Raw genomic sequence first — 25,482 nt, 5'->3', positions numbered from 1 at the left:
AGCAGGCCCAGCTGATCCGAAAACTGATCCGATCCTTTCGCCATCGCACCGCAGCCTGCCATGCGGCGTGCTGGCGGGGAAGCGGCCAGGGGGCGGCACCGCCTGTTGCCGCAGGCCGGTCGCGCGCGCTGCGAGAGACGGGCGTTAGATCAGTTGTGTATTGTTTGGCATCTTCAAGAAATCAAACAAGAAATGAATTATATACAAAAGATTGTGAATGCAACGAGGTTGTTCACCACTCTCATGGAGACTAAAGGGGAATTCGGTTCGTATGAGCCGAGCAGACGCGAGGACTCGGAAGTACCGGCGTTCAATTCGGATGTTTAATATCTGTATTGCGTGGCTGCATCTGATTTCGAGTCCATTCGAAGCCATGAGGAGAACGAATTTTGTCCGATCCGATAACGGCTCTTCACTACACGCCCAACGCGAATTTTGTTGGCAATACCTATGCTCCGGGTGCCGTCGGCTTCAACCTGGCGGATGTCAGCAGTGTCAGTGGCCTGAATTCCCTGCCCGCCGGCGTTCAGGGGCTGGTGTATCTCGGCATGACCAATGGTGCCGATGCCACCTTCCAGAGCGCGGTGCAGCAATATATCGGCAATCCCAAGCTGTTTGGCTTCTATCTGGCCGATGAGCCCGGGCCGACCGTTTCGGCGGCCAATCTCAAGGCCGAGTCGGACTGGATTCATGCCAATGTGCCGGGCGCCAAGACATTCATTGTCCTGGAGAACAACGGGACATCCACGAAACCATCGTTCTCCTTCAATCCCGGAAATACCGGCATCGATCTGTACGGGGTCGATCCTTACCCGATCCAGCCGCAGTTCAGCGGCGGCGCCGACTTCAGCATCATCGCCAACGCGGTGAATGCCGCCGAAGCGTCCGGCATCGCGCAAAGCCAGATCGTGCCCGTCTACCAGGCTTTCGGCGGCGGTGGTTACGCGTCGTGGACGCTGCCGACCGCCGCCCAGGAACAGCAGATCCTGTCGACCTGGGGCACGCTCGTCCCCACGCCGGCATTCGACTACGCCTATAGCTGGGGCACGCAAAACGGCGATACGGCCATCGTGAACGACCCCGCCCTGCAGCAGGTCTTTGCCGCCCACAACGCCCTGGCATCATCCACGCCGACGCCGACGCCGACGCCGACGCCAGCGCCAACTCCGACGCCCGTGCCGCCCGCCAGCGACAGCACGCTGACGGCCACCGACAAATACGGCGTCACAGCAAATGTCCCGGTCATCACGTCCGGCAGCCAGGATTTCAAGGGCCCGCTGGCCGGCACGGTTCACCAGGCCGTTGCATCGGGGGTCGATACCATCAGCGCAACGTCGGCCATTACCTCGGAGACATTGCTGCTGGGTTCCGGCACCCAGGCGATGAGTTTCATCGGCCGTCAGTCCCTTGCCGTCACCGGCGGCTCAGGCACGGATACCGTGAAGGCGGCCGCCGGGCGGAACACGTTCACGGCCGGCACCGGCACGCTCGACGTCACCGGCGGCTCCGGCAAGGACACCTACGTGTTTCACGCGGGCGACGGCCTGCTGAGGATCGAGGACTTCTCGCTGCTGAAGGGCGATCGCCTGCTGGTCGACCAGGCGCTCAAGGGGTCCTTGCAGCAGGCGCCGGACGGTCATGGTGGCGTCATGCTGACCTTCGGCAGCGCCGGCCACGGGATCGATCTCCCGCATCTCTCTTCGTTCAACGCTTCGAATATCCACTTCGTCTGATACCAACGGCCCTTGACGAAGACCCTTCCATCGTCAAGGGCCGTTGGGATCGCGCGCCGATCCGCTTGCGGCACGCAAGCGCGTGCCTGTCGCGGGCTTGGTGGGCGGCGGCGCGCAAAATAACGACTCATACCAGCGGTCATTCTTCATGGCCGCTGGTATGAGCGGAGGCAAGGAGGTTCCCGGTCCAATCGGATCGGGAACCGCTCCAGCCGCTGCCTTACGCCTCGGGCACCAGCCACTGGCCGAGCACGGCGCGCCAGCTTTCGGTGATGGGCACGGCGCGGCGCGTGGTGGTGTCGATCACGGCCAGCACCGAGGCCGCGCGTGACACCAGTTCGCCTTCGATCAGAAGCCGCTGGCGGACATGCAGGGATTTCGTGCCGATCCGGTGCAGCGCGGTCTCGATCCGCACCTCGCCGGGCCAGTTCATTTCGCGCAGGAAATCGAGCTCCAGCCGCGCGATCACCACCCCGAAGCCGCCATCGATGGCCAGCAGGCCGGCTTCCTGCATCATCTCGGCGCGGCCCGCCTCGTACATCACCGCGTAGACGGCGTTGTTGACGTGGCCCAGCTGGTCGGTGTCGCAGAAGCGCAGCTTCTGCGTGGTCACGAAGGGCGCCCCCATGACGGATCAGGCGGACGGGTAGGGCGGCTTGAAGATCCCTTCGGGCGACAGCGTGAACACCTCCACGCCGTCGGCGGTCACGCCGATCATGTGCTCGAACTGCGCCGAGAGGCTGCGGTCGCGGGTGACGGCGGTCCAGCCGTCGTCCAGCACCTTCACCTCGGGGCGGCCGGCGTTCACCATCGGCTCGATGGTGAAGAACATGCCGGGCTTCAGCTCCGGGCCCTCGCCGGGGCGGCCGAAATGCAGCACGTTCGGCGCCTCGTGGAAGCGCCGGCCGATGCCGTGGCCGCAGAAATCGCGCACCACGCTGAACCGGTTGGACTCCACATAGCTCTGGATGGCATGGCCGATATCGCCCAGCGTGGCGCCCGGCTTCACCGCCGCGACGCCGCGCAGCAGCGACTCATGGGTGATTTCGATGAGGTTGCGCGCCTTGGTGGAGGGGGGGCCGGCGCAGTACATCCGGCTGGAGTCGCCATGCCAGCCGTTCAGGATGACGGTCACGTCGATGTTCAGGATGTCGCCGCTCTCCAGCTTCCGCTCGCCGGGGATGCCATGGCAGACGACGTGGTTGATCGACGTGCAGATCGATTTCGGATAGCCGCGATAGTTCAGCGGCGCCGGCACCGCGCCGTGCGCCAGGATGAACTCGTGGCACAGCTGGTCCAGACGCTCGGTGGAGACGCCGGGGCGGACATGCTCGGTGATCATGTCCAGGGCCGCGGCGGCGAGCCGGCCAGCCGCGCGCATGCCCGCGAAGTCTTCGGGGGCATGAATCGTGATGCGTCGTGCGTCCGTCCCGCCGTCCATGTGATTGAACTCCGTCCGCCGCTGGCCCGGGCCGGCAGCCTGTATTGCACTTCCTGGTCGCAACATGCGCAAGGGCGGGGTGCGGTGCAAGGGGACGGCGCTTGCCGTCCCGGCGCATCCGGTCCAGCCTCCACGCATGGTAGACGCACCGCCTTTCCGCCCCGCCGGCATCATCGACATGCACACCCATGCCGGGATGCCCCGTCGCAATGCGCCGGTCGATCGTGCGGTGCTGGACAGCATGGGCCCTGGCGGCGTGGCCGCCTGTGTCGTCGCCGCGGTGGCCGATGCGCCGGTCATCCGCCGCGACCTGGCCACCCGCGCCATCAAGCAGGTGCGTGCGCCCGAGCCCGGCGAGTGCCTGGCCGCCACCGAGGCCACGCTGGACGCCTATGCCGCGTCCGGCTTCCACATCGCCCGCGAACCCGGGGACATCGGCCTGGACACCCCGGCGATGGTGCTTGCCATCGAGGGCTGCGACTTCCTGGAAGGCCGGCTGGACCGGCTGGACACGATGGCGGCGCGCGGCGTGCGCAGCGTCCAGCTGACCCACTACGTGGTGAACGAGACCGGCGACATCCAGACCGCGCCGCCGGTGCATGGCGGCCTGACCGCGTTCGGCGCCGAGGCGGTGCGCCGCATGGACCGGCTGGGGATCATCGTCGACGTGGCCCATTGCACCGAGGCCACGGTGCGCGGCGTCGCCGCGGCCAGCAGCCGCCCGTTCCTGTGCACCCACGCCAACCTGGCCTGGCCGGACCGGCCGGATGGCGGCCACAAGCGGTTCATCAGCCTGGACTATGCCCGCCTGGTCGCCGCCAGCGGCGGCGTGGTCGGCGCCTGGATCGCGGTGTTGTGGCAGGAACGCATGGCCGGGATGATCACGCATCTGTTCCGGCTGATCGACGCCATCGGCATCGACCACGTGGGCATCGGCACCGACATGCCTGCCGGCGTGGCCGAGCACGAGATGCCGGATTTCTCCCGCCACCGCGAGATCGGCGACGCCCTGACGGCGCGGGGCATGACCGCCGAAGAGGTGGCGAAGGTGTGCGCCGGCAACTGGCTGCGCGTGTTCCGGGCGGTCAGGGCCGGCGCTGCCTGATCGCCGCAGGCGCCACTCCGCCGCGTCAGCGGCTGGCGACCTGGTTGGGATCGGGTTTGACCAGGCTGCAGCTCTGCTTGCGCTTGCTCAGGGTCGCGCAGGTTTCGCGCGCCTCGGTCTCGCTGAGGCCCGTGAGCTGGGCGCGCCATGCCGCCTTGCCCTGCACCGTGGCCTGCTCCAAGCGGACCTCTCCGGATCCGGCCAGCCGGCGCGCCGTGTTCGCGGCCTTGCGCGCGGCGGCCTCGCTGGCGAAGGAGCCGACCTGCACGGTCCATCGGGCCGGGCGGCCGCGCGCGACCTGTTGCACGCTGGCCTGGGGCGAGGGGGCCGGCGGCTGGGCGGCCTGGGCAGCAGTCACGAGGCCACCGCCCTGGCGCCCGCGCCGCGCCATCATGGGCACGTCCAGCTTCTCGAACCCCTGGTCGAGCAGGGCCGCCATGTGCAGGTCGCGCTCGCCGGCGCGGGCCGCGCCCAGCACCACGCCGATCAGCCGCACATTGCCGCGCACCGCGGAGGTGACGAGGTTGAAGCCGGACGCATCGGTGTAGCCGGTCTTGATGCCGTCGGCGCCGGGATAGGTTTCGAGCATCCGGTCGTGGGTCAGGATCGTGCGCCCGCGGAAGCGGAAGCTCGGGGTGCTGAAGTAGCGGTATTCGTTGGGGAAATCCTGCACCAGGCGGCGGCCCAGCGTGGCCAGGTCGCGCGCCGTGGACCATTGGTCGGGGTCCGGCAGGCCGGATGCGTTGTGGAACACCGAGCGGCTCATCCCCAGGGCGCGGGCGCGCAGCGTCATCATCTGGCCGAACCGACCCTCGTCGCCGCCCAGCATCTCGCCCAGCGCCGCCGCGGCGTCGTTGGCTGATTTCGTCACCAGCCCCAGGATCGCCTCATGCACCGTGATCTTGCTGCCGGGCACGAGCCCGAGCTTGGTCGGCGACATCGAGGCGGCGTGGCCGGAGATGGGCACCAGCTGGGTCAGGCTGACGCGCCGGTCGCGCAGCGCCTCGAACACCATATAGAGCGTCATCATCTTGGTCAGGCTGGCCGGATAGCGCTGCTCGTCGGGGTTGATGGCCGAGATGACGCGGCCGCTCGCGGCCTCGATGACGATCGAACTGTACCGCTCCGACCCGATCTGCGCGCGGGCGGATTCGCTGGGCAGCAGCAGGGCAGCCAGAAGCAGGGCGGGCCAGATCAGCGCGCGTTTGATCGCGCGGGGGCTACAGAGGCGCCGTCCTGCGGCCATATCGTATGCATCTCCACGTCGTCGTGGCACGACACTACTGGCGGGCGGCCGGAGTTGTCCAGCCGAAACCGGCGTGAAATCCCTGATTTAGAATGGGTTAATCGGCGAATTTGCGGCGTGCAGCGGTGCGTTTTCAGCATGAGACCCGGGCGCTCCGGAAAATTTGCTGCGTCGCACAATATTTACTTGACCCGCCTGAAGGGCGCGGATATGTAAGGGTTGCTGCAGTGCAGCATAGATTTTCACGCCAGGTACGGCGGATGCCGGGAGCCTTGCCGAGACGATCCTGGGCCCGCAGCGGCAAAGACCGAGGGAGCGATGGATATGGCGGCGAAGAAGAACGGCGAAACTCTGGCCAAGTCGGCCGAAGGCGCCGTTGAGACGTCCGAGACTGCGGTTGCAGCGACGACGCAGGGTTTCAATCAGACGGTTGCAGCTCTGAAGGAAGGCGTGTCCGGCGCTGTTGCCGGCTTCGAGAAGACCCAGGCAGAGGTAAAGGCGAATATGGAAAAGGCGATCAAGACGGCCGAGGAATTCGTGTCCTTCGGCCAGGGCAATGTCGAGGCCGTGGTGAAGTCCGGCCAGATCTGGGCCGCCGGGGTCCAGGATCTGAGCAAGAGCTTCGCCGCCACGGCGCAGGCGCAGCTCGACCAGACCGTGGCGGTGTTCAAGGCCCTGGCCGCCGTGAAGTCGCTGAAGGAAGCGATCGATCTGCAGTCCAACCTAGCGCGCAGCTCGGTCGAGACGGCAATGGCCGAGACCGGCAAGCTGACCGACGCGTCGCTGAAGCTGGCCGAGCAGGCCCTGGCCCCGATCACCGCCCGCGTGACGCTGGCGGTTGAGAAGTTCGGCCGCGTCGCGTCGTAAGGCGACACGGACGACGGGCCTCTCCTGCGGGAGAGGCCTGACGGAAGAGGCCCGGGACCCCCCTCCCGGGCCTCTGTTTCGTTTCGAGGCTCTGTGTTTCACTCCGTGGCCCGCGGGGCGGTTCCAGTCCGCGCATGCCACCTTGTCATGCCGGCACCTGTAACCATCTGGTGTGCCGGCCGCGTGACGCTCTTTTCCCGACGGCCCGGTTTCCGATATGGTTGTCGCACAAGGTGGCCATGGCGCCGCTTGGCGATGCATGGCAGGCCTGCCGTTCCTCCCCGGAGGACGGATGGCCCTTTTTGATGAGCGGTTGCGGATGATGAGCGACGGCGACAAGCGCAAAGACGGTGGACGCACCGACGGCGGCAGCGGTGGCAGCGATGCGCCGAACACCGGGGTGGTGGTCAAGACGCGGCCGAAGACCCGCAAGCCCGCCATGTACAAAGTTCTGATGCTGAACGACGACTACACGCCGATGGAGTTCGTCGTCCATGTGCTGGAGCGTTTCTTCCAGAAGTCCCGCGAGGAAGCGACTCGCATCATGCTGCATGTGCATCGCCGCGGCGTCGGCGTATGCGGCGTGTTCACCTACGAGGTTGCCGAGACCAAGGTGACGCAGGTGATGGATCTGGCGCGCCAGAACCAGCACCCGCTGCAATGCACGATCGAAAAGGAATAGCGCCGGGCCGCGGCTGCGAATGGCTGCGTGCGGTTGGCGCAGGTTGCTGAAAAGATTGATCTGATATGCGTGGTTGTGCGTGCCGGCGCGACGGGTTGCGCGGGCGCAATGGCGCGCCCGCGCCGGACGCGTCTGCAATCCGTCCCGGCCATACGGCCGGGTTTTACGATGTCTGTCCGATTTTTAAGTTAAGATCACTAAAATACTGGTGCGCCGATTGTACATTCTTGAAAGAATGATGACGCATCGTGGTTCGGCAGGGTGCAACCGCTTCGTCGCTTCCGGCGTTGAATGCAGCATCAGCGGTCAAGCACTGTCTGTCAGCCTCGCGTGAAACCGGCTTTTCCGGACCTGTCTTTCCCCGGCCTGCCGTGCCTGTGACTAGCCTGCCCGCGATCACCGAATTGAGGAGCGTCGTCCAATGCTCTCCCGCAATCTCGAACAGACGCTCCATCGTGCCCTTTCGCTCGCCAATGAGCGCCGGCACGAATATGCGACCCTGGAGCATCTGCTGCTCGGCCTGACCGACGACAGCGACGCCGCCACCGTGCTGCGCGCCTGCGGCGTCGATCTCGACAAGCTGCGCACCGACCTGACGGAGTTCCTGGACAAGGACCTGGCCGGACTCGCCACCGATCGCCCCGGCGAGCCGAAGCCCACCGCCGGCTTCCAGCGCGTGGTGCAGCGCGCCGCCATCCATGTGCAGTCCTCCGGCCGCGACGAGGTGACCGGCGCCAACGTGCTGGTGGCCCTGTTCAGCGAGCGCGAGAGCCATGCCGTGTATTTCCTGCAGACGCAGGACATGACGCGCCTCGACGCGGTGAACTTCATCAGCCACGGCATCGCCAAGGCGCCCGGCCGCAGCGCCCAGCGCCCGGTGCAGGGCTCGGCCAGCGAATCGGGCGGCAGCGAGCCGGAGCGCGAGGAGAAGCCGAACCGCCGCGGCCAGGACGCGCTGAGCAACTACTGCGTCAACCTCAACAAGAAGGCGATGGCCGGCAAGATCGACCCGCTGATCGGGCGCGAGAGCGAGATCGAGCGGACGATCCAGATCCTGTGCCGCCGCACCAAGAACAACCCGCTCTATGTCGGCGACCCCGGCGTGGGCAAGACCGCCATCGCTGAGGGCCTGGCCAAGCGCATCGTCGAGGGCGACGTGCCGGAGGTGCTGGCGAAATCCACCATCTTCGCGCTGGACATGGGCGCGCTGCTGGCCGGCACCCGCTATCGCGGCGATTTCGAGGAGCGGCTGAAGGCGGTGGTGACCGAGCTGGAGGCGCAGCCCAACGCGGTGCTGTTCATCGACGAGATCCACACGGTCATCGGCGCCGGCGCCACTAGCGGCGGGGCGATGGACGCGTCGAACCTGCTGAAACCGGCCCTCGCCTCGGGCACCCTGCGCTGCATCGGCAGCACCACCTACAAGGAATTCCGCAACTACTTCGAGAAGGACCGCGCCCTGGTCCGCCGTTTCCAGAAGATCGACGTGAACGAGCCGACCCTGGAAGACGCGGTGAAGATCCTGCGCGGCCTGAAGAACAACTACGAGAAGCACCACAAGGTCCGCTACACCGAGGAGGCGATTCGCGGCGCCGTGGAGCTGTCGGCGAGGTACATCCACGACCGGAAGCTGCCGGACAAGGCGATCGACGTGATCGACGAGGTCGGCGCCAGCCGCATGCTCCAGCCCGAGCACAAGCGCCGCAAGACCGTGACCCTGCGTGACGTCGAGGAGATCGTCGCCAAGATCGCGCGCATTCCCCCCAAGTCGGTCTCCGCCGACGACAAGGAGACGCTGCGCAACCTGGAGCGCGACCTGAAATCCATGGTGTTCGGCCAGGACAAGGCGATCGAGGCGCTGTCCGCCGCGATCAAGCTGTCCCGCGCGGGCCTGCGCGAACTCGAGAAGCCGATCGGCAACTACCTGTTCAGCGGCCCCACCGGCGTCGGCAAGACCGAAGTCGCCCGCCAGCTTGCCAGCACGCTGGGCATCGAACTGATCCGCTTCGACATGTCGGAATACATGGAGCGCCACAGTGTCTCGCGCCTGATCGGCGCCCCGCCCGGCTATGTCGGCTTCGACCAGGGCGGCATGCTGACGGACGCGATCGACCAGCACCCGCACGCCGTGCTGCTGCTGGATGAGATCGAGAAGGCGCACCAGGACCTCTACAACATCCTGCTGCAGGTGATGGACCACGGGAAGCTGACCGACCACAACGGCAAGACGGTCGATTTCCGCAACGTGATCCTGATCATGACCACGAATGCCGGCGCATCCGACATGGCCAAGGAAGCCATCGGCTTCGCCCGTGAGGGGCGCGTGGGCGAGGACGACGACGCGATCAAGCGCATGTTCACGCCGGAGTTCCGCAACCGCCTCGACGCCACCATCGCCTTCTCCGCGCTGACACCGGAGGTCGTCGGCCGGGTGGTCGAAAAGTTCGTCATGCAGCTGGAGGCCCAGCTGGCCGACCGCAACGTGACCATCGAGCTGTCTTCGGCGGCGAAGGAATGGCTGGCGGAGCGCGGCTACGACCGCTTGTATGGCGCCCGCCCGCTGGGCCGCGTGATCCAGGAGCACATCAAGAAGCCGCTGGCCGAGGAGCTGCTGTTCGGCAAGCTGACCAAGGGCGGCGCGGTGAAGGTCACGCTGAAGGACAACAAGCTCGACTTCGAGTTCATCGAGGCGGCCGTCCCCGCCTTGCCGAAGCCTGATGGCGATGGCGACGAGAACGGCTCCGAGAAGGAATCGGAGACCGCGGAGTAGGAGACGAGCAAGGGGCCGGCAGCCGCCGGCCCCTTTTCACGTCTGGCTGGACCTACCTGTCCACCGGCAGCCCGATGAACCCCGGCTCCAGCTGGGCCGCGAGGCGGAACAGCACGGCGTCGTCGGCGAATTTCGCGACCGCCTGCACGCCGATCGGCAACCCGTCGGCATTGCGGAACAGCGGCAGGTTCATCGCCGGCTGGCCGGTGGCGCTGAACAGCGGCGTGAACGCGGCGTAGTCGGAGAGTTGCCGCAGATACGCATCGGTGTCCTCGGTGTCTGTCGTCAGCTCGCCCAGCAAGGCCGGCGGCCGTGCCAGCATCGGCGTCAGGATCACGTCGAAGGCGCGGAACTGCCGCGCGGCCTGTCGCACGATCGCGTTGATGCGTGCATTCGCCCCGTGCAGCGCCACCGCCGGCGTGGACTCCCACCGCGCCACGCAAGCCCGCGTCAGCGGCTCGAGTTCATCCGGCGCGGCCGGACGCCCCAACTCGCGCTCGCGCATGCGCACCAGCCCGGCCAGCCCGGACAGCAGGATGGTGTTGCAGGCCTCGAACAACGCTGCGCCGTCGACGGCGATGCGCGTCGGCACGATCTCGTGGCCCAGTGCCGCGCATTGCTGCGCGGCATGTTGCACGGCAGCGACGCAGTCGGGGTGAACGCCCACGCCGGTCCAGCTTTCCGTCACCACGCCGATGCGCAGCCGCCCAGGATCGCGCCCGACCTCGGCCGCGAAGGGCACGGCGGGCGGGGCGGTGAACCAGGGCGCGCCTTCGTCGGGGCCGGCCGTCGCATCCAGGATCGCGGCGCTGTCGCGCACGCTGCGCGAGACGCAATGCTCGTGGCTCAGCCCCATCATGGCGTCGCCGCGATGCGGACCGACCGGGTTGCGGCCGCGCGTCGGCTTCAGCCCGACCAGGCCGCAGCACGAGGCGGGAATGCGGATGGAGCCGAGGCTGTCGGTGGCATGCGCCGCCGGCACGATACCGCCGGCCACCGCGGCGCCGGCACCGCCGCTCGATCCGCCCGGCGAATGTGCCGGAGACCACGGATTGCGCGTGGGCCCGTGCAGGCGCGGCTCGGTGCTGGCGCTCATGCCGAACTCCGGCGAGTTGGTGCGCCCGGCCAGCACGAAACCGGCGCGGCGCAGCCGGGCGATGGTCTCGCTGTCGAAGCCCGGGTCCGTGCCCGCAAACAGCCGACTGGCATGGCTCAGCGGCAACCCGATCGCCGGCGCGTGCAGGTCCTTGATGAAATACGGCACGCCGGTGAACGGGCCGTCCGGCAACCCCGCCCGGATCGCCGCCCGCGCCGCGTCGTAGCGCTCCAGCACGATCGCATTCAGCGTGCCGTTCACGGCCTCGGCGCGCGCGATCATCGCGTCCAGCACGTCCTCCGCGCTGACCGCGCGGCGGCGCACCAGCGCGGCCAGCCCGGTCGCGTCGTGTTGCCGGTATTCCTCAGGGGTCATGCCATCTCCACCACGATGCCACGCTGCGCCTGTTCGGCGCGCGCCAGAACGAACTGCGCGGCCGCCAGGTCCTGCGCGGCCACGCCCAATGAACGGTACAGGGTGATCGCTGCGGCGTCGCGCCGGCCTGGTTCGGCCCCGCGCAGCACGTCGCCGATCTCGGTGATGCGGTGGTCCGGTCCGATCAGCCCTTGCCGGCGCGCGTCGATCACCTCGGCGGCCTGCGCCTCCAGCGAGGGCTTGTAGTCGGTGAACAGATCGACCGCGGGCACGCAGCCGGTGGCGATCTCCTGCATCACCGGCACGCTGGCGCCGACCGCGTTCACGTGCAGGCCGGCATGCAGCATGTCGGGCTGCAGCAAGGGCGTGCGCGCAGCCGTCACCGTGCAGACGATGTCCGCCTGCGCCACTGCGGCCGCGAGCGTGTCCGCCGTGTCGATGCCGTGCCGCCGCGCGAACGCTTCCGCGTTGGCGGGGTCGCGCCCCCACACCACGACGCGCCGCAGCGGGCGCACCGCGCGCATGGCGGCGAGATGGCTGTGTGCCTGCTCGCCGCAGCCGATGATGGCCAGGGTCGCGGCATCGGCGCGGGCCAGCGCCTGCGTGGCCACCGCGCTGGCGGCCGCCGTGCGCAGCGCCGTCAATTCCGAGGCGTCCATGCAGGCGCGCACCAGTCCGGTTTCGGGATCGAAGATCAGCATCAGCCCGGCATGCGACGACCGTCCGTGCTTCGGATTGTCCGGAAACAGGCTCAGCAGCTTGGCGCCGTAGACCGGCGGATCGCCCAGCGCGCCGGGCATCACGCCCAGCCGGTTGCCGCCGCCGACCGGCACCACGCTGCGCAACGGCAGCTCGGCCCGGCCCTCCGATACGCGCTGCATCGCCGCCGCCACCGGCGCGATCAGGGCAGCGACGTCCACCAGGGCGGTGATGTCCGCCCGCGTCAGGATCCGCATCTGGCCTTCGTCACTCCTCGTTCACGAGCACGCTGCGCGCTTCCGCGAGTTTCGCGCGGTCCTCCGGCGCCACCCGCAGCGGCTTCAGATTCAAGTTTTCCAACGCCTCGATCATGGCGGCCACCACCATCAGCCGGGCGAACCACTTGTTGTCCGCGGGCACCACGAACCACGGCGCGTGTCCGGTGGCCGTGCCCGCGATCGCAGCCTCGTAGGCAGCCATGTACTCGTCCCAGCGGGCGCGTTCTCCGATATCGGACGAGTCGAACTTCCAGGCCTTGGTGGGATGGTCCAGCCGTTCCAGGAGGCGGCGCTTCTGCTCCTCCTTCGAGATGTTCAGATAGAATTTGAGGATCACCGTACCCTGGCGCGTCAGGTAGCGCTCGAACGCCGTGATGTCCTCCAGCCGTTGCGCCCAGATCTCCTTCGTCACCAGCGGATCGGGCAAATGCTGGCGCGCCAGGATTTCCGGATGCACCCGCGCCACCAGCACCTCCTCGTAATGGCTGCGGTTGAAGATGCCGATATGGCCGCGTTCCGGCAGCCTGCGCATGACGCGCCACAGGAAGTCGTGGCTCAGCTCCTCCGGCCCCGGCGCCTTGAACGACATCACCCGCACGCCTTGCGGGTTCACCCCGGACATCACGTGCTTGATGGTGCCGTCCTTGCCGGACGCGTCCATGCCCTGGAACACGCACAGCAGCGACCAGCTGCTGTGCGGATACAGCAGCTCCTGCAGCTCCGACAGCCGCGCCACGTCGGCGGCCAGCAACGCCGCGGCGTCGGCCTTCGCCACCATCTTCGGCGCGGTGTCGGCGGGGTCGTAATCCTTCAGCCGGAAGCCCTTGCCGGAGGTGACACGATAGCGGTCGAGGACCTTGCCGGCGAAGTTTGTCACGACGGCGGCGCTCCGTAAGCGGTGGTCAGGTATTGCAGGATCGCCGCCACCTCCGCGTCCTCCACCGGCGCGCCGAAGGCGGTACGCATCTTCGTCACCTCCGCCTTCCAGGCATCGGGAGTCAGGAACGGCGAATTCATGCGGATATAGTCCAGGCTGTGGCAAGCGTTGCAGCGCATTTCCACCACCTCGCGGCCCGGCCCCGGCTTCAGGTCCACCGGCTCCTCGGCACGCGCGGCAATGGGGGCGGAAACGGTGGCGAGCAGGGCCGCCAGCATCGCGTATCGGCGCATCGGACGATCCTCCTTCACGCGGCGGCCAGCGTGATCGTCTGGATCACGTTGTGATGATAGCCGGAGGGGTTGAACACCAGCTTCGCCGGCTGCACCGCGCCGGCGTTGCTGGTGGCGCGCACCATGACGGTCACGGCGCCCGTGGCCGCGCCCTGTACGCGCATGCTCCAGGGCCGGAAGGCGTAGCGGCCGAGATCCTGGCCCAGCGTCGCCGGCTTCCAGCTCTCGCCGCCGTCCCTGGAGAGTTCGACCGACTTGATGCCGCTGCCGTTGTCCCAGGCGATGCCCTGCACGTCGAAGCCGGCGGCAGGGACCCTGGCGCCGTCGGTGAGGTTGGTGACCAGCGAGTTCACCACGATCTCGGTGATCGGGCTGGTCTGCTCGGTGTCCTGGGTAGCGAAGGGGCGCGCCACCGGGAACATGCCCCTGGGCACGCGATAGGCCTTCTGCATCCAGAAATTGTCGAGCGGCTTGCTGCGCAGCTCCAGCGAGGTCACGTGCTTCATCCAGTAGGTCGCGGTCCAGCCGGGGATCACGATTCGCGCCGGGAAGCCGTTGAGATGCGGCAGCGGCGCGCCGTTCATCTGGTAGGCGATGATGGCGTCGGCCTCGAGCGCACGGTCCAGCGGAATGCTTTTCGCGAAATGCGGGGTTTCCGGTAGCACCGCGCCGTCGGCGCCGGCCATCGCCACCTCGACGGCCCCGGGCTTGATGCCGGCGCGGGCCAGCACGTCGCGCAGCCGGGCGCCGCGCCAGCGCGCATTGCCCATCGCGCCGACGCCCCATTCCACCCCCGGCACGTGCGGGCTGAACAGGCCGCGCCGGTTGCCGGAACACTGGCACACGGCCACGACCTCGGCCGCGGGCAGGCTGCGCAGGTCGTTCATGGTCAGCCGCACGCTGCGTTGCGCCGCGTCGCCGCCAACCGTCAGCGACCAGTCGCGCAGCTCGTCCATTTCGGGAATGACGGCGAGGTGATACCGCACGAAGAAACGATCGTTCGGCGTGATCGGCGTACGGAACGCCTCCAGCGGCGTCTCGTAATTGGGCGGGCGCCAGGTCAGCTTGATCAGGTTCTTCTTGCCCGGGAGCTGCGCCAGCACGGCCTCGTCGCGCGTGCCCTCGGGCAGGGCGGCGCTGAGGCCGGGTATCGCGGCCCAGGGGGCGCCAGGCCCGCCCATCAGCATCGCGCCGGTTCCGAGCATCATCGATCTGCGTCGCATGGCCGCCCCCCTTGGTTCCCGCCCCCATCCACACCAGCGGACGCGTCGGCGCACGTCACTGTTGCCCGATGCGCCTGCCGGGTCCATGCTGATCGTTCGTCGCGCTCCCCGGCGATGCCAGAATTGCTGCATTGCAGTATGACATCGCCGGGCGCAGCGATCCGCGGCGATCAGCCTTGCCGCTTGACCGCCAGCGGTCCCGATGCCTGGCAGGTCGGCATCATCTCCAGCCGGTTGATGTTCACATGCGCGGGCAGGCCGACCACCCAGGCCACCGCCTCGGCCACGTCCTCCGCGGTCAGCGGCTGGGTGTTGGCATACATCGCCGCAGCCCGCGCCGCGTCGCCCTCGAAGCGGACGCTGCTGAACTCGGTGCCGCCGACCAGCCCCGGCTCCAGGTCGGTCACCCGCACGCCGGTGCCCACCAGGTCGGCCCGCAGGTTGAGGCTGAACTGGGTGACGAACGCCTTGGAGGCGCCGTACACATGCCCGCCGGGATACGGGTAGATCGCCGCGGTGCTCGACAGGTTGACGACGTGCCCCCGGTCGCGCTCGACCATGCCGGGCAGCAGCGCGCGCGTCATGTGCAGCACGCCGGTGACGTTGGTGGCGACCATGGTGTCCCAGTGCTCGATCCGCGCCCGCCAGGCGGGATCGAGCCCCAGGGCCAGGCCGGCATTGTTCACCAGCACGTCCACCGCCTGCCAGCCCGCCGGCAGGGCGCCGGGCAGGGCGGACACGGCGGCGGCGTCGGTCACGTCCAGCCCGAACGGCAGCACGGACGGCCCCAGCTCGGCGGCCAGGGCGGCCAGGCGGTCGGTGCGCCGGGCCGTTGCGATGACACGATGGCCGTCGCGCACGAAGCGCCGGGCGATGCTGGCGCCGAAGCCGGCGGAGGCGCCGGTGACAAGTACCGTCAGGGTCACAGAAGTTCGAGCTCCACTTTGATGTTGCCGCGTGTGGCCTTGGAATACGGGCACACCTGGTGCGCCTTTTCCAGCAGCCCCTGCGCCGTCGCCCGGTCCACGCCGTCGATCTTCGCCTTCAGCTTCGCGGCCAGGAAGAAGCCGCCGTCGTTCATGTCGATCGTCACGTCGGCCGTGACGGCGACCCCGGCGATGGCCACCTTGTCGGTGTGTGCCACGAACTCGATGGCGCTGCCGAAGCAGGCGGAATAGCCGGCGGCGAACAGTTGCTCCGGGTTGGTCATGCCGGCCTTGCCCGGCCCGCCCAGCCCCTTGGGCACCGAGAGGTCGAATTTGATCAACCCGTCGGAGCTCTCGACATGGCCGTTGCGGCCGCCGGCGGTGGTGGCGATGGCGGTGTAGCCCATTTCCGTGTCCTCCTGTTGTGGCATCAATCCGGTAGGTGGAAACGAACCGACACAGGGCAATGGTCCGTCAGGCGACGTTTCCACTCGATTCCGGTTTCGCGGAACACCAGCACGCGCAGGCTGTCCGCCTGCATCCAGCCGCGGGCGGCCCCGCCGGCGATGATATGGTCGATGAAGCCGCCGCCGCCCCAGCATGGGCTCGACTTGCCCGCGGTGGCCCGCGCCAGCGGGGCGGGCTGGTTCAGCGCCGCCCAGAACGCATCGCGCCCGTCCATCCAGCGGTTGAAGTCGCCCATCAGCACGAACGGCACGCCCTCGGCCCGGCGCTGCGCGATCCAGCCCTGCAACGGCGCCAGCTGGGCGCGCAGCGTCGCGCAGGCGGGCCGGTCGGACGCGGTCAGCCGATCCTCCCGGCAGCCGGTCTTGAGGTGCACGGCCAGCAGCCGGAGCATCCCGCCCGGCAGCTGCAGCGTCACGTCCGCCCCGCTGCGCAGCCGGTTGCGCGCCTGCGGATACAGGTCGAGGCCGGCAAGGTCGGGATTGGCGGCGAAGGCGATGCCCTTGCGCACCGCGAACCCCGTGCGCTGGACCACGCGGTCCCCGGTGACATGGATGACGTAACGATCCGGCGGGAAGATCCGGGCCGCCATCTCCGGTCCGTCCACCTCCTGGAACGCCACCACATCGGCGGCCAGGGTCTCGGCATAGCCGCGCAGCCGCGCCACGTCCTCGGGCTGTTTCGGTCGCACGTCCGCCGGCAGCGCCGGGTCCCCGGCCGGGCGCGCGGTCAGCCACTCCAGGTTCCAGGTCGCCAGCTTCAATTCGGCGGCCTGGACCACGGCCGGCAGCAGCAGGAGCAGGGCGAGCAATATTCTCATGCGCGCATGATTGCCATGTCGGGCCATTCGGACCAGCCCCGAAAAGGGCGCGGGGGGGCCTACCGGGGCCTTGCGGTCGATGGCATAGTGCCCATCTAGCTGGGCAACGCTTCCCGGCTGATTCGATCCGGCACCGGCTAACGGTCGCTGGCAATAAAGGGGGAGTGACTGCGTCTTGAAGCCAACAGACGTTCGGAATCCCGACTACTTCCACAAGGTCGTCGATTGTCAGTGGGCCTGCCCCGCCCACACCCCGGTTCCCGAATACATCCGACTTATCTCCGCCGGCCGCTACGCCGATGCCTATATGGTCAACTGGAAGTCGAATGTCTTCCCGGGGATCCTTGGCCGGACCTGCGACCGCCCGTGCGAGCCCGCCTGCCGGCGCGGCCGCGTGGAAGAGGAACCGGTTGCGATCTGCCGCCTGAAGCGCGTGGCGGCCGATTTCAAGGGCGACGTTTCGGCGCGCATGCCGGCCCCGGCGACCACCCGCAACGGCAAGCGCGTTGCCTGCATCGGCGCCGGCCCCGCCAGCCTGACCGTGGCGCGCGACCTGGCACCCGCCGGCTACGAGGTGGTGGTGTATGACAGCGCGCCGCAGGCCGGCGGTTTCATCCGCAGCCAGATCCCCAAGTTCCGCCTGCCCGATTCGGTGATCGACGAAGAGGTTGGCTATATCATCGACCTCGGGGTCGAAACCCGGTACGGAAGCTACGTCTCCAGCCTGAAGGCCCTGCTGGACGAGGGCTACGACGCCGTGTTCGTGGGCTCCGGCGCCCCGCGCGGCCGTGACCTGCATATTCCCGGGCGCGACGAAGCGGCGGCCAACATCCATATCGGCATCGATTGGTTGTCCTCGGTCTCGTTCGGCCACATCACGAAGATCGGCCGCCGCGTGCTGGTGCTGGGCGGCGGCAACACCGCCATGGATTGCTGCCGCTCCGCCCGCCGCCTGGGCGGCGAGGACGTGCGCGTGGTGGTGCGCAGCGGCTTCGAGGAGATGAAGGCATCCCCCTGGGAAAAGGAGGATGCGATGCGCGAGGACATTCCCATCCTCAACTATCTCGTGCCCGTGGCCTTCATCCACGACGACGGCCGTATGACCGGCATGACGTTCGAGAAGGTGAAGGCCGAATACGACGCCAATGGCCGCCGCAATCTGGTGCCCACCGGCGAGCCGCACGTGCACATGGAATGCGACGACGTGCTGGTGGCCGTGGGGCAGGAGAACGCCTTCCCCTGGATCGAGCGCGATCTCGGCATCGAATTCAACCGCTGGGGCCTGCCCGTGGTGGACGAGGTGACGATGCAGTCCACCCGCAAGGAGGTCTTCTTCGGCGGCGACGCCGCGTTCGGGCCGAAGAACATCATCTGGGCGGTGGCGCATGGCCACCAGGCCGCCATCTCCATCGACACGTTCTGCCAGGGCGGGGACCTGCGCGACCGCCCGCCGCCGGACGTCACTTTGGTCTCCCAGAAGATGGGCATCCATGAGTGGAGCTACGACAACGCCGTCTCCATCGACCTGCGCTACAAGGTGCCGCATCGCGAGAAGGCGCTGGCCCTGGGCGACATCAAGGCCGAAGTAGAGCTGGGCTTCGACGTCGAGCTTGCCTTCAAGGAGGCGCAGCGCTGCCTCAACTGCGACGTGCAGACGGTATTCGCGCCGAAGCTGTGCATCGAATGTGATGCCTGCGTGGATATCTGCCCGGTGGACTGCATCAGCTTCACCGCCGACGGCGAGGAGGCGGAATTGCGCACCCGCCTGAACGCGCCGGCGCTGAACCTCACGCAGGACATCTACGTCGCGGACGGCCTGAAGACCGGCCGGATCATGGCGAAGGACGAGGATGTCTGCCTGCACTGCGGCATGTGTGCCGAACGGTGTCCCACCGGCGCCTGGGACATGCAGCGTTTCCTGCTGGACATGGCGCAGGTGAGACCCCAGGCAGGCAGGATGGAGGCGCACGCATGCGTCCGCTAGAAGCCGTCAACGATTTCGTCGTCAAGTTCGCCAACGTCAACGGTTCCGGCTCGGCCAGCGCCAACCAGCTGTTCGCGAAATCGATCCTGCGCATGGGCGTGCCGGCCACGCCGCGCAACATCTTCCCCTCCAACATCCAGGGCCTGCCCACCTGGTACGAGGTACGGGTGTCCGAGGCGAACCACCTGGGCGCCCGCGGCGGCACCGACCTGATGGTGGCGATGAATCCGCAGACCTGGGACCAGGACCTGAAATCCATCGAGCCCGGCGGCTACCTGTTCTATGACTCCACCCGGCCGCTGCCGCCGTCGAAGTTCCGCAGCGACATCACCGTGATCGGGATGCCGCTCACCGCCATCTGCAACGCCGAATACACCGACAGCCGCCAGCGCCAGCTGTTCAAGAACATCATCTATGTCGGCGCGCTGTCGGCCCTGCTGGACATCGACCCCGCGGTGCTCGAGACGCTGATCGGCGAGCAGTTCAAGGCCAAGGAAAAACTGATCGACGTCAACATCCACGCGCTGCATCTGGGCCGCGACTATGCCTTGCAGAACCTCGCCTGCCCGATCGGGCTGCGCGTGCGCAAGGCCGACGCGATCGGCGACCGCATCTTCATCGAAGGCAACGCGGCCGCGGGGCTGGGCGCGGTCTATGGCGGGGCGACGGTCTGCGCCTGGTATCCGATCACGCCCTCGACCTCGCTCGCCGAAGGCTTCACGCGCTACTGCAACCGCTATCGCGTGGACAAGGAGACCGGGAAGAAGCGGTTCGCCATCGTCCAGGCGGAGGACGAACTGGCCTCGATCGGCATGGTGATCGGCGCCGCCTGGAACGGCGCGCGCGCCTTCACCGCCACCTCCGGCCCCGGCATCAGCCTGATGCAGGAATTCATCGGTCTCGCGCATTTCGCCGAAATCCCCGCGGTGATCTTCGACGTGCAGCGCGCCGGGCCGTCCACGGGCATGCCCACGCGCACGCAGCAATGCGATGTGCTCACCGCTGCCTATGCCTCGCACGGCGACACCAAGCACGTGCTGCTGTTTCCCGAAGACCCGCATGAATGCTTCGAGATGAGCGCCCTGGCCTTCGACCTGGCAGACCGGTTGCAGACGCCAGTGTTCGTGCTTCTGGACCTGGATATCGGCATGAACGAGCGCCTCTGCGCCCCGTTCAGGTGGGACGACAACAGGCGCATGGACCGTGGCAAGGTGATGACCGCCGAGGACCTGGAGGCCGGCCGCGATTTCGGCCGCTATCTCGATGTGGACGGCGACGGCATTCCCTATCGCACCTATCCCGGCACGCACCCCACCCGAGGCGCCTTCTTCACCCGCGGCACCAGCCGCGACCGCTACGCTCGCTACACCGAAGAAGGGGCCGCCTACCAGGACAACATGGAGCGGCTGCTGCGCAAGTTCGACACGGCGAAGACCCTGGTGCCGCGGCCGATTCGGCGCGCCGCCGCCGAGCCGACGCGCCTCGGCGCGATCTATTACGGCTCCTCCAGTGCGGCGATGGACGAAGCGGTGTCGCTGCTGGCAGGCCAGGGCATCGCGCTCGACACGCTGCGCGTGCGCGGCTTCCCGTTCCACGAAGATGTCCGCCGCTTCGTGTCCGACCACGACCAGGTGTTCGTGGTCGAGCAGAACCGCGACGCCCAGCTCCGCACGCTGCTGATCACCGAGGAAGAGTTCGACCCCGCGAAGCTGTCGCGCGTGCTGCACTACGACGGCTCGCCGATCACCGCCCGCTTCATCGCGGGCCGGATCGCCGAGACCGTCTCGTCCCTGAAAATCGTCCCGTTGCGCAAGGCCGTGCCATGACCTACCTGCCGAAGCCGAAGCTGCATCATCCCAAGCTGCCGACGAACGAGCTGGGCTTCACCCGGCGCGACTACGAAGGGTCGATCTCGACCCTGTGCGCGGGGTGCGGGCATGATTCGATCAGTGCCGCGATCGTCCATGCCTGCTTCGAGCTGAGCCTGCCGCCGCACCGCATCGCCAAGCTGTCGGGCATCGGCTGCTCCTCGAAGACTCCCACCTATTTCCTCGGCAATTCGCACGGCTTCAACTCCGTACATGGCCGCATGCCGAGCGTGCTGACCGGCGCCAACCTGGCCAACCGCGACCTGATCTATCTCGGCGTCTCCGGCGACGGCGATTCCGCCTCGATCGGCCTCGGCCAGTTCGCGCACTCCATCCGGCGCGGCGTGAACATGGTCTATATCGTCGAGAACAATGGCGTGTACGGCCTCACCAAGGGCCAGTTCTCCGCCACCGCCGACAAGGGCGCCAGGAACAAGCGCGGCCTCGCCAATCTCGACGAGCCGATCGACCTGATCGGCATGGCGCTGCAGCTCGGCGCCACCTATATCGGCCGCGGCTTCTCGGGCGACAAGGCGCAGCTGGTGCCGCTGATCAAGGGCGCGCTGACCCACAAAGGCGCCGCATTCATCGACTGCATCAGCCCCTGCGTCGCCTTCAACAATCATGTCGGCTCCACCAAGAGCTTCGACTATGTGCGCGAGCACAACGCGGCCGTGAACTTCCTCGATGTCATCGAGGGCCGCGACGAGATCGTGGTCGATCATGCGCCGGGGACGGTGGAGGTGGTGCGCCAGCACGACGGCTCGCTGCTGAAGCTGCGCAAGATCGCTCGCGACTACGATCCCACCGACCGCATCGCCGCCATGAACTTCCTGCAGCAGCACCAGGCGCGCGGCGAGATCGTCACCGGTCTGCTCTATGTCGACCCCGACGCGGACGATCTGCACGGCTATCTCGACACCGCCGAGAAGCCGTTCAACCAGATGACCGATGCCGAGCTGTGTCCCGGCACGACCGCGCTGGAAAAGCTGAACGCGGCATTGCGATAGGCACCGCTGTCCGCGCCAGGAAAATCAGATTGCGCGCGGCCCCCGCCACTCATACCGTTGCAGCAAGCAATAAAGGGGGCGGGGACCATGCAAATGATGGCGAAAATCGCCGCAGTGGCGCTGGCGGCCGGAAGCATGCTGGCGGCGGCGCCGGCCAGCGCGCAGAAATCGGCGGACACGTTGCGCGTCTACTGGCGCGACCAGATCACCGATATCGATCCCTACTACAACAGCCTGCGCACCGGCCTGATCGTGGCGCATCACGCCTGGGACGGGCTGGTGTATCGCGATCCCGAGGGCTTCGTGATGAAGCCGCTGCTGGCGACAGCGTGGAAATGGATCGACGACACCACGCTGGAATTCGAGCTGCGCAAGGGCGTCACCTTCCATAACGGCGATCCCTTCACCGCCGACGACGTAGTCTACACGGTCAAGATCATCACCGACCCGAAATCGGGCATCGCGGTGCCGAGCAACTTCACCTGGCTCGCCGGTGCCGAGGCAGTGGACCCTTATCGCGTGCGGCTGAAACTGAAGCAGCCATTTCCCGCAGCGCTGGAATACGTGTCCTTCGTCATGCCGATCTATCCGATGGCTTATCGCGAGCGCGTCGGTCGGGATGTCTACAAGCGTGAGCCGGTCGGCGCCGGACCGTATCGCATCACCCGTGTCGATGGCGTGAACCAGATCGATATGGAGCGATATGAAGGCTATTACGACGGCAGCTCCAAGGGCCGGCCGCCGATCAAGCGCGTCGTCATCAAGGAAGTGACGGACGCCACCAACGAGATGTCGGCGCTGCTGGGCGGCCAGGCGGACTGGATCTGGCAGTACAACCCCGACCAGTTCGACAGTATCGCACGCATGCCCACGCTCACGGCCCTGCGTCAGGAGGCGTTCCGCATCCTGCATCTGTCGATCGATGCGGCCGGGCGGTCGGGAGAGAAGAACCCGCTGACGGATGCGCGCGTGCGCCGCGCGATCTTCTATGCCGTCGACCGGCAGACCTTTGCCCGACAGCTGGTGCAGGGCGGAGCGCGCGTGCCCGACGCGCCTTGCTACTTCACCCAGTTCGGCTGCGACCAGTCTGCCGCCGTGCATTACGACTACGACCCCGCCAAGGCGAAGCAATTGCTGGCCGAGGCCGGCTATCCCAACGGTTTCGACACCGAGATCGTCAGCGCCAACATCCTGTCCTCGTGGTCGGGCGCGGTGCAGAGCTACCTCGCCGCCGTCGGCATCCGCGCGAAGGTGACGACATTGCAGGCCGCGGCGGCGGTGACGCGCGCGCAGAAGGGCGATGCGCCGCTGTATCTCTCCTCCTGGGGTTCGTATTCGATCAACGATGTCTCGGCGATCATCCCGTATTTCTTTTCCGGCACGCCCGACGACATGGCGCGCGATCCCGAGGTGACCGCGGCCCTGAAGCAGGGCGGCTCGGTGATCGACCCGCAGGCGCGCAAGACGGCGTATGCCAGCGCCATCCACCGCATCACCGACCAGGCCTATTGGCTGCCGATCAGCACCTTCACGACGACCTATGGCATTTCCAGGCAGTTGAACTTCAAGACCTTCCCGGACGAGATGCCGCGCTTCTTCCTGGCAAGCTGGAAGTAGCGGCGCTCACACCAGCAGCAACGGCTCCGCGGCGGCCGGCGAAGCCGCCGCGGACGATTGCAGCTCCTGCACGCCGCAGGCCCGCAGGAAATCCGCGATCGCATCGAAATCGCGCGGCGTGCGTGTGGCATCGTCCGCATCGCCACGGGGAATCCAGATCACGGTCTGGTAGCGGGCACGGGTCAGCAGCACGCGATAGGTGTTGATGCGGTTGGCGATCGCTTCCGCCCCTTTCGGCAACTGCCATTTCGTGCCGACAAAATCGCGCACCAGCCAGCTTTGCCTCCCGCCCGCGCGCACGAGATCGCCGCCCCAGCACAGCCCGACGTGATCAAGCTCCAGCCCCTGGCAGGAGAACTCGGTCGCAACCACCTCCAGCGCATCGCAGGCGCGCACATCCGGCCAGCGATCCAGGAACCAGTGCGCCACCGCGCCGGCATCCATATGCGGCACTTCGGCGCCCATGCCGTCCGCACGCAGCCGCCTCGCGCCAGAACTGCCGACCAGCCCACAGCGCCGCAGGCCGCGCGCGGCGGCGCGCAGGAAGCGGCGCATGGAGTGCAGGTCGCGCGTCAGCAGGAAGGACAGGGGCCCTTGCGATTCGGCAATCCGCCACGCGCCGGCGGCATCGTTCGCCAGCACGGCATCGACCCACGGAGCGGCGGCGGCGTTGCGGATGCTGCGCACCGGCACGTCCAGATGCAGCGCTGCGTCCGCGCGCAGCCCTGGCAGGGCCGGCAGCCGTTGCCGCACATCCGTGGCCGCCAATGTGGCGGGCGCCGCCAGCACGCGCCAGTTCGGCCGCGCCGCCAAGGCCGCGCCCCATTCGGCCAGCCCGCCTTCACCGTCATGGATTTCCTGGCCGTTGCCCACCAGGCACACGATCACCGCCCAGTCCTGGTGTCGTGCCATGATGTCCAGCAGATGCCCGGGTTCGGAATCCGACAAAGCCACCTCGCGGTCGCGGCCCTTGCGGATGGCGTGGGCGGCCGACCAGGCGCGCTGGGCTTCGTCGATGACGATCACGCGCTCCGGCGGATGCTGCCCGGTGCGCACATATTCGTCGCGGAACGCCGGCAGCGCCTGGATGGCGGCCTTGGTGCGCTGGCGGGCAGCGCGCAACTGGGTACGGTCGGACGCCGCGGCGTCGCGCGCCAGCGCCTCGCGCAGCACATGCACCAGGGTCGGGTTGCCGGTCAGGAAGGTGGCGCCGGTCTCGCGCCCCGCGCCGAACACGGTGTTCAGCCCGCACAGCGTCTTGCCCGCGCCGGGAATGCCGGTCACGAACAGGATGGCATGATGTCCCCCGCCGCGCGCCTGCCCGATGGCAGCCAGGATCGCATCCGTCGTTGCCGACAGGTTCCGCGCATCGGCCAGCGCTGTGGCGATGTCGGCCACGCCGTGCTGCGAATACAGCGTGCAGGCGGCATCGACGATCCCCGGCACCGGCCGATACGGCGCATCCGCCCACCCCGCCGCCGGCAGATCGCGCGACGGGCGCGGCATGCGCTGCCAGAGATCACGCAGCAGCCCCGGCAGGCTGGCGCGGGACGCATCCAGCACCGGCGCGACGCCGGCGATCAGCAACGGCCACGTCACCGGGCCCGGCTCCGCCTCCGTTGCAACCAGAATCGGAACGATCGGATGGTTCCGGCTCAGCGCATGGAAGTCCTGCAGGTCGAGCGCGTAATCCTCCACCTGCTGGCGGTCGGCCGCGTCGAAGCGGTCGCGGCCGACCTTGAATTCCAGCACCAGCACCGCGCGCCCGGTGACCAGCACGGCATCGATCCGCCGCCCCAGGCGACGCATGGGGTACTCCAGCAGCAGATGCCAATCCGCCGCCTGCGGCCAATCCGCGAGCGCCGCGCGCAGGCAGGCAATGGACACCTGCCAGGCCCGCAATTGCTGGGACTCGTTGCGGCGGAAGCGGCGCGCGTCGTCATAGGCCAGGCGGTGCACAAGCGCCTGCATGTCTGCGGCCAGGAACGCGTCCACACGCATCGCTTAACGCCTGCCCATTGGTGTCGTTGCGGTTGCGCGCATTGGTAGCGGAGCGAAAGGATTATGCAACTGTTATCGATGCAGTAACGGCCGCCACGCAAACTCG

21 protein-coding genes are annotated in these 25,482 nt (G+C 67.7%); 9 read left to right on the top strand and 12 right to left on the bottom strand.

From position 1 onward, the window contains the following. The first annotated feature begins 389 nt into the window (after nucleotides 1-389). A complete protein-coding gene (locus OL599_RS07685; protein ID WP_264713095.1) occupies nucleotides 390-1,733 on the top strand; it encodes a hypothetical protein in 1,344 nt (447 codons plus the stop codon). A 220-nt stretch (nucleotides 1,734-1,953) separates the two neighbouring features. Here OL599_RS07685 and OL599_RS07680 read toward each other — a convergent pair whose 3' ends face one another. Both OL599_RS07680 and map read right to left on the bottom strand, forming a co-directional pair. Then, nucleotides 1,954-2,346 (bottom strand): acyl-CoA thioesterase, encoded by a 393-nt coding sequence (locus tag OL599_RS07680; RefSeq protein WP_264713094.1) that lies wholly within the window; start codon nucleotides 2,344-2,346, stop codon nucleotides 1,954-1,956. 21 nt (nucleotides 2,347-2,367) lie between these two features. Then, a complete protein-coding gene (map, locus tag OL599_RS07675) occupies nucleotides 2,368-3,174 on the bottom strand; it encodes a type I methionyl aminopeptidase (protein ID WP_264713093.1) in 807 nt (268 codons plus the stop codon). A 136-nt stretch (nucleotides 3,175-3,310) separates the two neighbouring features. Here map and OL599_RS07670 point away from each other — a divergent pair, with 136 nt between their 5' ends. After that, nucleotides 3,311-4,279 carry a dipeptidase gene (locus OL599_RS07670; protein ID WP_264713092.1) on the top strand — a complete coding sequence of 323 codons (969 nt, stop codon included), beginning with the start codon at nucleotides 3,311-3,313 and terminating at the stop codon, nucleotides 4,277-4,279. Nucleotides 4,280-4,304: 25 nt separating this feature from the next. Here OL599_RS07670 and OL599_RS07665 read toward each other — a convergent pair whose 3' ends face one another. Beyond that, nucleotides 4,305-5,525, bottom strand: coding sequence for a D-alanyl-D-alanine carboxypeptidase family protein (locus tag OL599_RS07665; protein WP_264713091.1), 1,221 nt, complete (start codon nucleotides 5,523-5,525; stop codon nucleotides 4,305-4,307). A gap of 324 nt (nucleotides 5,526-5,849) precedes the next feature. On the opposite strand from OL599_RS07665, the gene OL599_RS07660 reads away from it, so the two are divergent. From OL599_RS07660 to clpA, 3 genes are all read left to right on the top strand, one after another. Then, entirely contained in the window at nucleotides 5,850-6,392 is a 543-nt protein-coding gene (locus OL599_RS07660) for a phasin family protein (RefSeq protein ID WP_264713090.1), read from the top strand. A gap of 322 nt (nucleotides 6,393-6,714) precedes the next feature. After that, a complete protein-coding gene (gene clpS / locus OL599_RS07655) occupies nucleotides 6,715-7,074 on the top strand; it encodes an ATP-dependent Clp protease adapter ClpS (RefSeq protein ID WP_264713123.1) in 360 nt (119 codons plus the stop codon). 421 nt (nucleotides 7,075-7,495) lie between these two features. Then, nucleotides 7,496-9,844: an ATP-dependent Clp protease ATP-binding subunit ClpA gene (gene clpA, locus OL599_RS07650; RefSeq protein ID WP_264713089.1), complete on the top strand. Its 2,349-nt coding sequence runs from the start codon at nucleotides 7,496-7,498 to the stop codon at nucleotides 9,842-9,844. A gap of 52 nt (nucleotides 9,845-9,896) precedes the next feature. Here clpA and OL599_RS07645 read toward each other — a convergent pair whose 3' ends face one another. From OL599_RS07645 to OL599_RS07610, 8 genes are all read right to left on the bottom strand, one after another. After that, entirely contained in the window at nucleotides 9,897-11,315 is a 1,419-nt protein-coding gene (locus tag OL599_RS07645; RefSeq protein ID WP_264713088.1) for an amidase, read from the bottom strand. Beyond that, nucleotides 11,312-12,271 (bottom strand): ornithine cyclodeaminase family protein, encoded by a 960-nt coding sequence (locus tag OL599_RS07640; protein WP_264713087.1) that lies wholly within the window; start codon nucleotides 12,269-12,271, stop codon nucleotides 11,312-11,314. Before OL599_RS07640 ends, OL599_RS07645 begins: the two co-directional genes overlap by 4 nt. A gap of 10 nt (nucleotides 12,272-12,281) precedes the next feature. Then, on the bottom strand, nucleotides 12,282-13,169 hold the full coding sequence (locus OL599_RS07635; protein WP_264713086.1) for a polyphosphate kinase 2 family protein: 888 nt from the start codon (nucleotides 13,167-13,169) through the stop codon (nucleotides 12,282-12,284). After that, nucleotides 13,166-13,462 carry a hypothetical protein gene (locus OL599_RS07630; RefSeq protein ID WP_264713085.1) on the bottom strand — a complete coding sequence of 99 codons (297 nt, stop codon included), beginning with the start codon at nucleotides 13,460-13,462 and terminating at the stop codon, nucleotides 13,166-13,168. Before OL599_RS07630 ends, OL599_RS07635 begins: the two co-directional genes overlap by 4 nt. A 14-nt stretch (nucleotides 13,463-13,476) precedes the next feature. Further along, nucleotides 13,477-14,685 (bottom strand): molybdopterin-dependent oxidoreductase, encoded by a 1,209-nt coding sequence (locus tag OL599_RS07625; protein WP_264713084.1) that lies wholly within the window; start codon nucleotides 14,683-14,685, stop codon nucleotides 13,477-13,479. A 170-nt stretch (nucleotides 14,686-14,855) separates the two neighbouring features. After that, nucleotides 14,856-15,611, bottom strand: a complete 756-nt coding sequence (locus OL599_RS07620) for an SDR family NAD(P)-dependent oxidoreductase (protein ID WP_264713083.1) — start codon at nucleotides 15,609-15,611, stop codon at nucleotides 14,856-14,858. Then, nucleotides 15,608-16,042, bottom strand: coding sequence for an organic hydroperoxide resistance protein (locus tag OL599_RS07615; protein WP_264713082.1), 435 nt, complete (start codon nucleotides 16,040-16,042; stop codon nucleotides 15,608-15,610). The genes OL599_RS07620 and OL599_RS07615 overlap by 4 nt, the downstream gene beginning before the upstream one ends. Next, complete coding sequence (locus tag OL599_RS07610; protein ID WP_264713081.1) at nucleotides 16,042-16,896, bottom strand: endonuclease/exonuclease/phosphatase family protein; 855 nt, start codon at nucleotides 16,894-16,896, stop codon at nucleotides 16,042-16,044. Before OL599_RS07610 ends, OL599_RS07615 begins: the two co-directional genes overlap by 1 nt. A 175-nt stretch (nucleotides 16,897-17,071) precedes the next feature. Between OL599_RS07610 and OL599_RS07605 the strand changes: the two genes are divergently transcribed. From OL599_RS07605 to OL599_RS07590, 4 genes are all read left to right on the top strand, one after another. Then, the gene (locus tag OL599_RS07605; protein WP_264713080.1) at nucleotides 17,072-18,880 is read left to right on the top strand and encodes an FAD-dependent oxidoreductase; all 1,809 of its coding nucleotides are present in this window, start codon (nucleotides 17,072-17,074) and stop codon (nucleotides 18,878-18,880) included. After that, entirely contained in the window at nucleotides 18,868-20,706 is a 1,839-nt protein-coding gene (locus tag OL599_RS07600) for a 2-oxoacid:acceptor oxidoreductase subunit alpha (protein WP_264713079.1), read from the top strand. The genes OL599_RS07605 and OL599_RS07600 overlap by 13 nt, the downstream gene beginning before the upstream one ends. Further along, nucleotides 20,703-21,758 (top strand): 2-oxoacid:ferredoxin oxidoreductase subunit beta, encoded by a 1,056-nt coding sequence (locus OL599_RS07595; protein ID WP_264713078.1) that lies wholly within the window; start codon nucleotides 20,703-20,705, stop codon nucleotides 21,756-21,758. Before OL599_RS07600 ends, OL599_RS07595 begins: the two co-directional genes overlap by 4 nt. A gap of 93 nt (nucleotides 21,759-21,851) precedes the next feature. Beyond that, a complete protein-coding gene (locus OL599_RS07590; RefSeq protein WP_264713077.1) occupies nucleotides 21,852-23,375 on the top strand; it encodes an ABC transporter substrate-binding protein in 1,524 nt (507 codons plus the stop codon). Nucleotides 23,376-23,381: 6 nt separating this feature from the next. Here OL599_RS07590 and OL599_RS07585 read toward each other — a convergent pair whose 3' ends face one another. Continuing rightward, the gene (locus tag OL599_RS07585; RefSeq protein ID WP_264713075.1) at nucleotides 23,382-25,376 is read right to left on the bottom strand and encodes a DUF2075 domain-containing protein; all 1,995 of its coding nucleotides are present in this window, start codon (nucleotides 25,374-25,376) and stop codon (nucleotides 23,382-23,384) included. Nucleotides 25,377-25,482: the final 106 nt, after the last annotated feature.

Source organism: Limobrevibacterium gyesilva (genome assembly GCF_025989185.1).
Taxonomy (GTDB): domain Bacteria; phylum Pseudomonadota; class Alphaproteobacteria; order Acetobacterales; family Acetobacteraceae; genus Limobrevibacterium; species Limobrevibacterium gyesilva.
The sequence above is the reverse complement of the archived record's forward strand: the minus strand, read 5'-3'. Positions and strand labels throughout refer to the sequence as shown.

Excerpts from the sequence above, each read along its gene's own strand:
- OL599_RS07630 (WP_264713085.1), bottom strand. The coding sequence starts at position 13,462 with ATGCGCCGATACGCGATGCTGGCGGCCCTGCTCGCCACCGTTTCCGCC.
- OL599_RS07640 (WP_264713087.1), bottom strand. The coding sequence starts at position 12,271 with ATGCGGATCCTGACGCGGGCGGACATCACCGCCCTGGTGGACGTCGCT.
- OL599_RS07615 (WP_264713082.1), bottom strand. The coding sequence starts at position 16,042 with ATGCCACAACAGGAGGACACGGAAATGGGCTACACCGCCATCGCCACC.
- clpA (WP_264713089.1), top strand. The coding sequence starts at position 7,496 with ATGCTCTCCCGCAATCTCGAACAGACGCTCCATCGTGCCCTTTCGCTC.
- OL599_RS07585 (WP_264713075.1), bottom strand. The coding sequence starts at position 25,376 with ATGCGTGTGGACGCGTTCCTGGCCGCAGACATGCAGGCGCTTGTGCAC.
- OL599_RS07625 (WP_264713084.1), bottom strand. The coding sequence starts at position 14,685 with ATGCGACGCAGATCGATGATGCTCGGAACCGGCGCGATGCTGATGGGC.
- OL599_RS07660 (WP_264713090.1), top strand. The coding sequence starts at position 5,850 with ATGGCGGCGAAGAAGAACGGCGAAACTCTGGCCAAGTCGGCCGAAGGC.
- OL599_RS07600 (WP_264713079.1), top strand. The coding sequence starts at position 18,868 with ATGCGTCCGCTAGAAGCCGTCAACGATTTCGTCGTCAAGTTCGCCAAC.
- OL599_RS07595 (WP_264713078.1), top strand. The coding sequence starts at position 20,703 with ATGACCTACCTGCCGAAGCCGAAGCTGCATCATCCCAAGCTGCCGACG.
- OL599_RS07590 (WP_264713077.1), top strand. The coding sequence starts at position 21,852 with ATGATGGCGAAAATCGCCGCAGTGGCGCTGGCGGCCGGAAGCATGCTG.
- OL599_RS07670 (WP_264713092.1), top strand. The coding sequence starts at position 3,311 with ATGGTAGACGCACCGCCTTTCCGCCCCGCCGGCATCATCGACATGCAC.
- map (WP_264713093.1), bottom strand. The coding sequence starts at position 3,174 with ATGGACGGCGGGACGGACGCACGACGCATCACGATTCATGCCCCCGAA.
- clpS (WP_264713123.1), top strand. The coding sequence starts at position 6,715 with ATGAGCGACGGCGACAAGCGCAAAGACGGTGGACGCACCGACGGCGGC.
- OL599_RS07665 (WP_264713091.1), bottom strand. The coding sequence starts at position 5,525 with ATGGCCGCAGGACGGCGCCTCTGTAGCCCCCGCGCGATCAAACGCGCG.
- OL599_RS07610 (WP_264713081.1), bottom strand. The coding sequence starts at position 16,896 with ATGAGAATATTGCTCGCCCTGCTCCTGCTGCTGCCGGCCGTGGTCCAG.
- OL599_RS07645 (WP_264713088.1), bottom strand. The coding sequence starts at position 11,315 with ATGACCCCTGAGGAATACCGGCAACACGACGCGACCGGGCTGGCCGCG.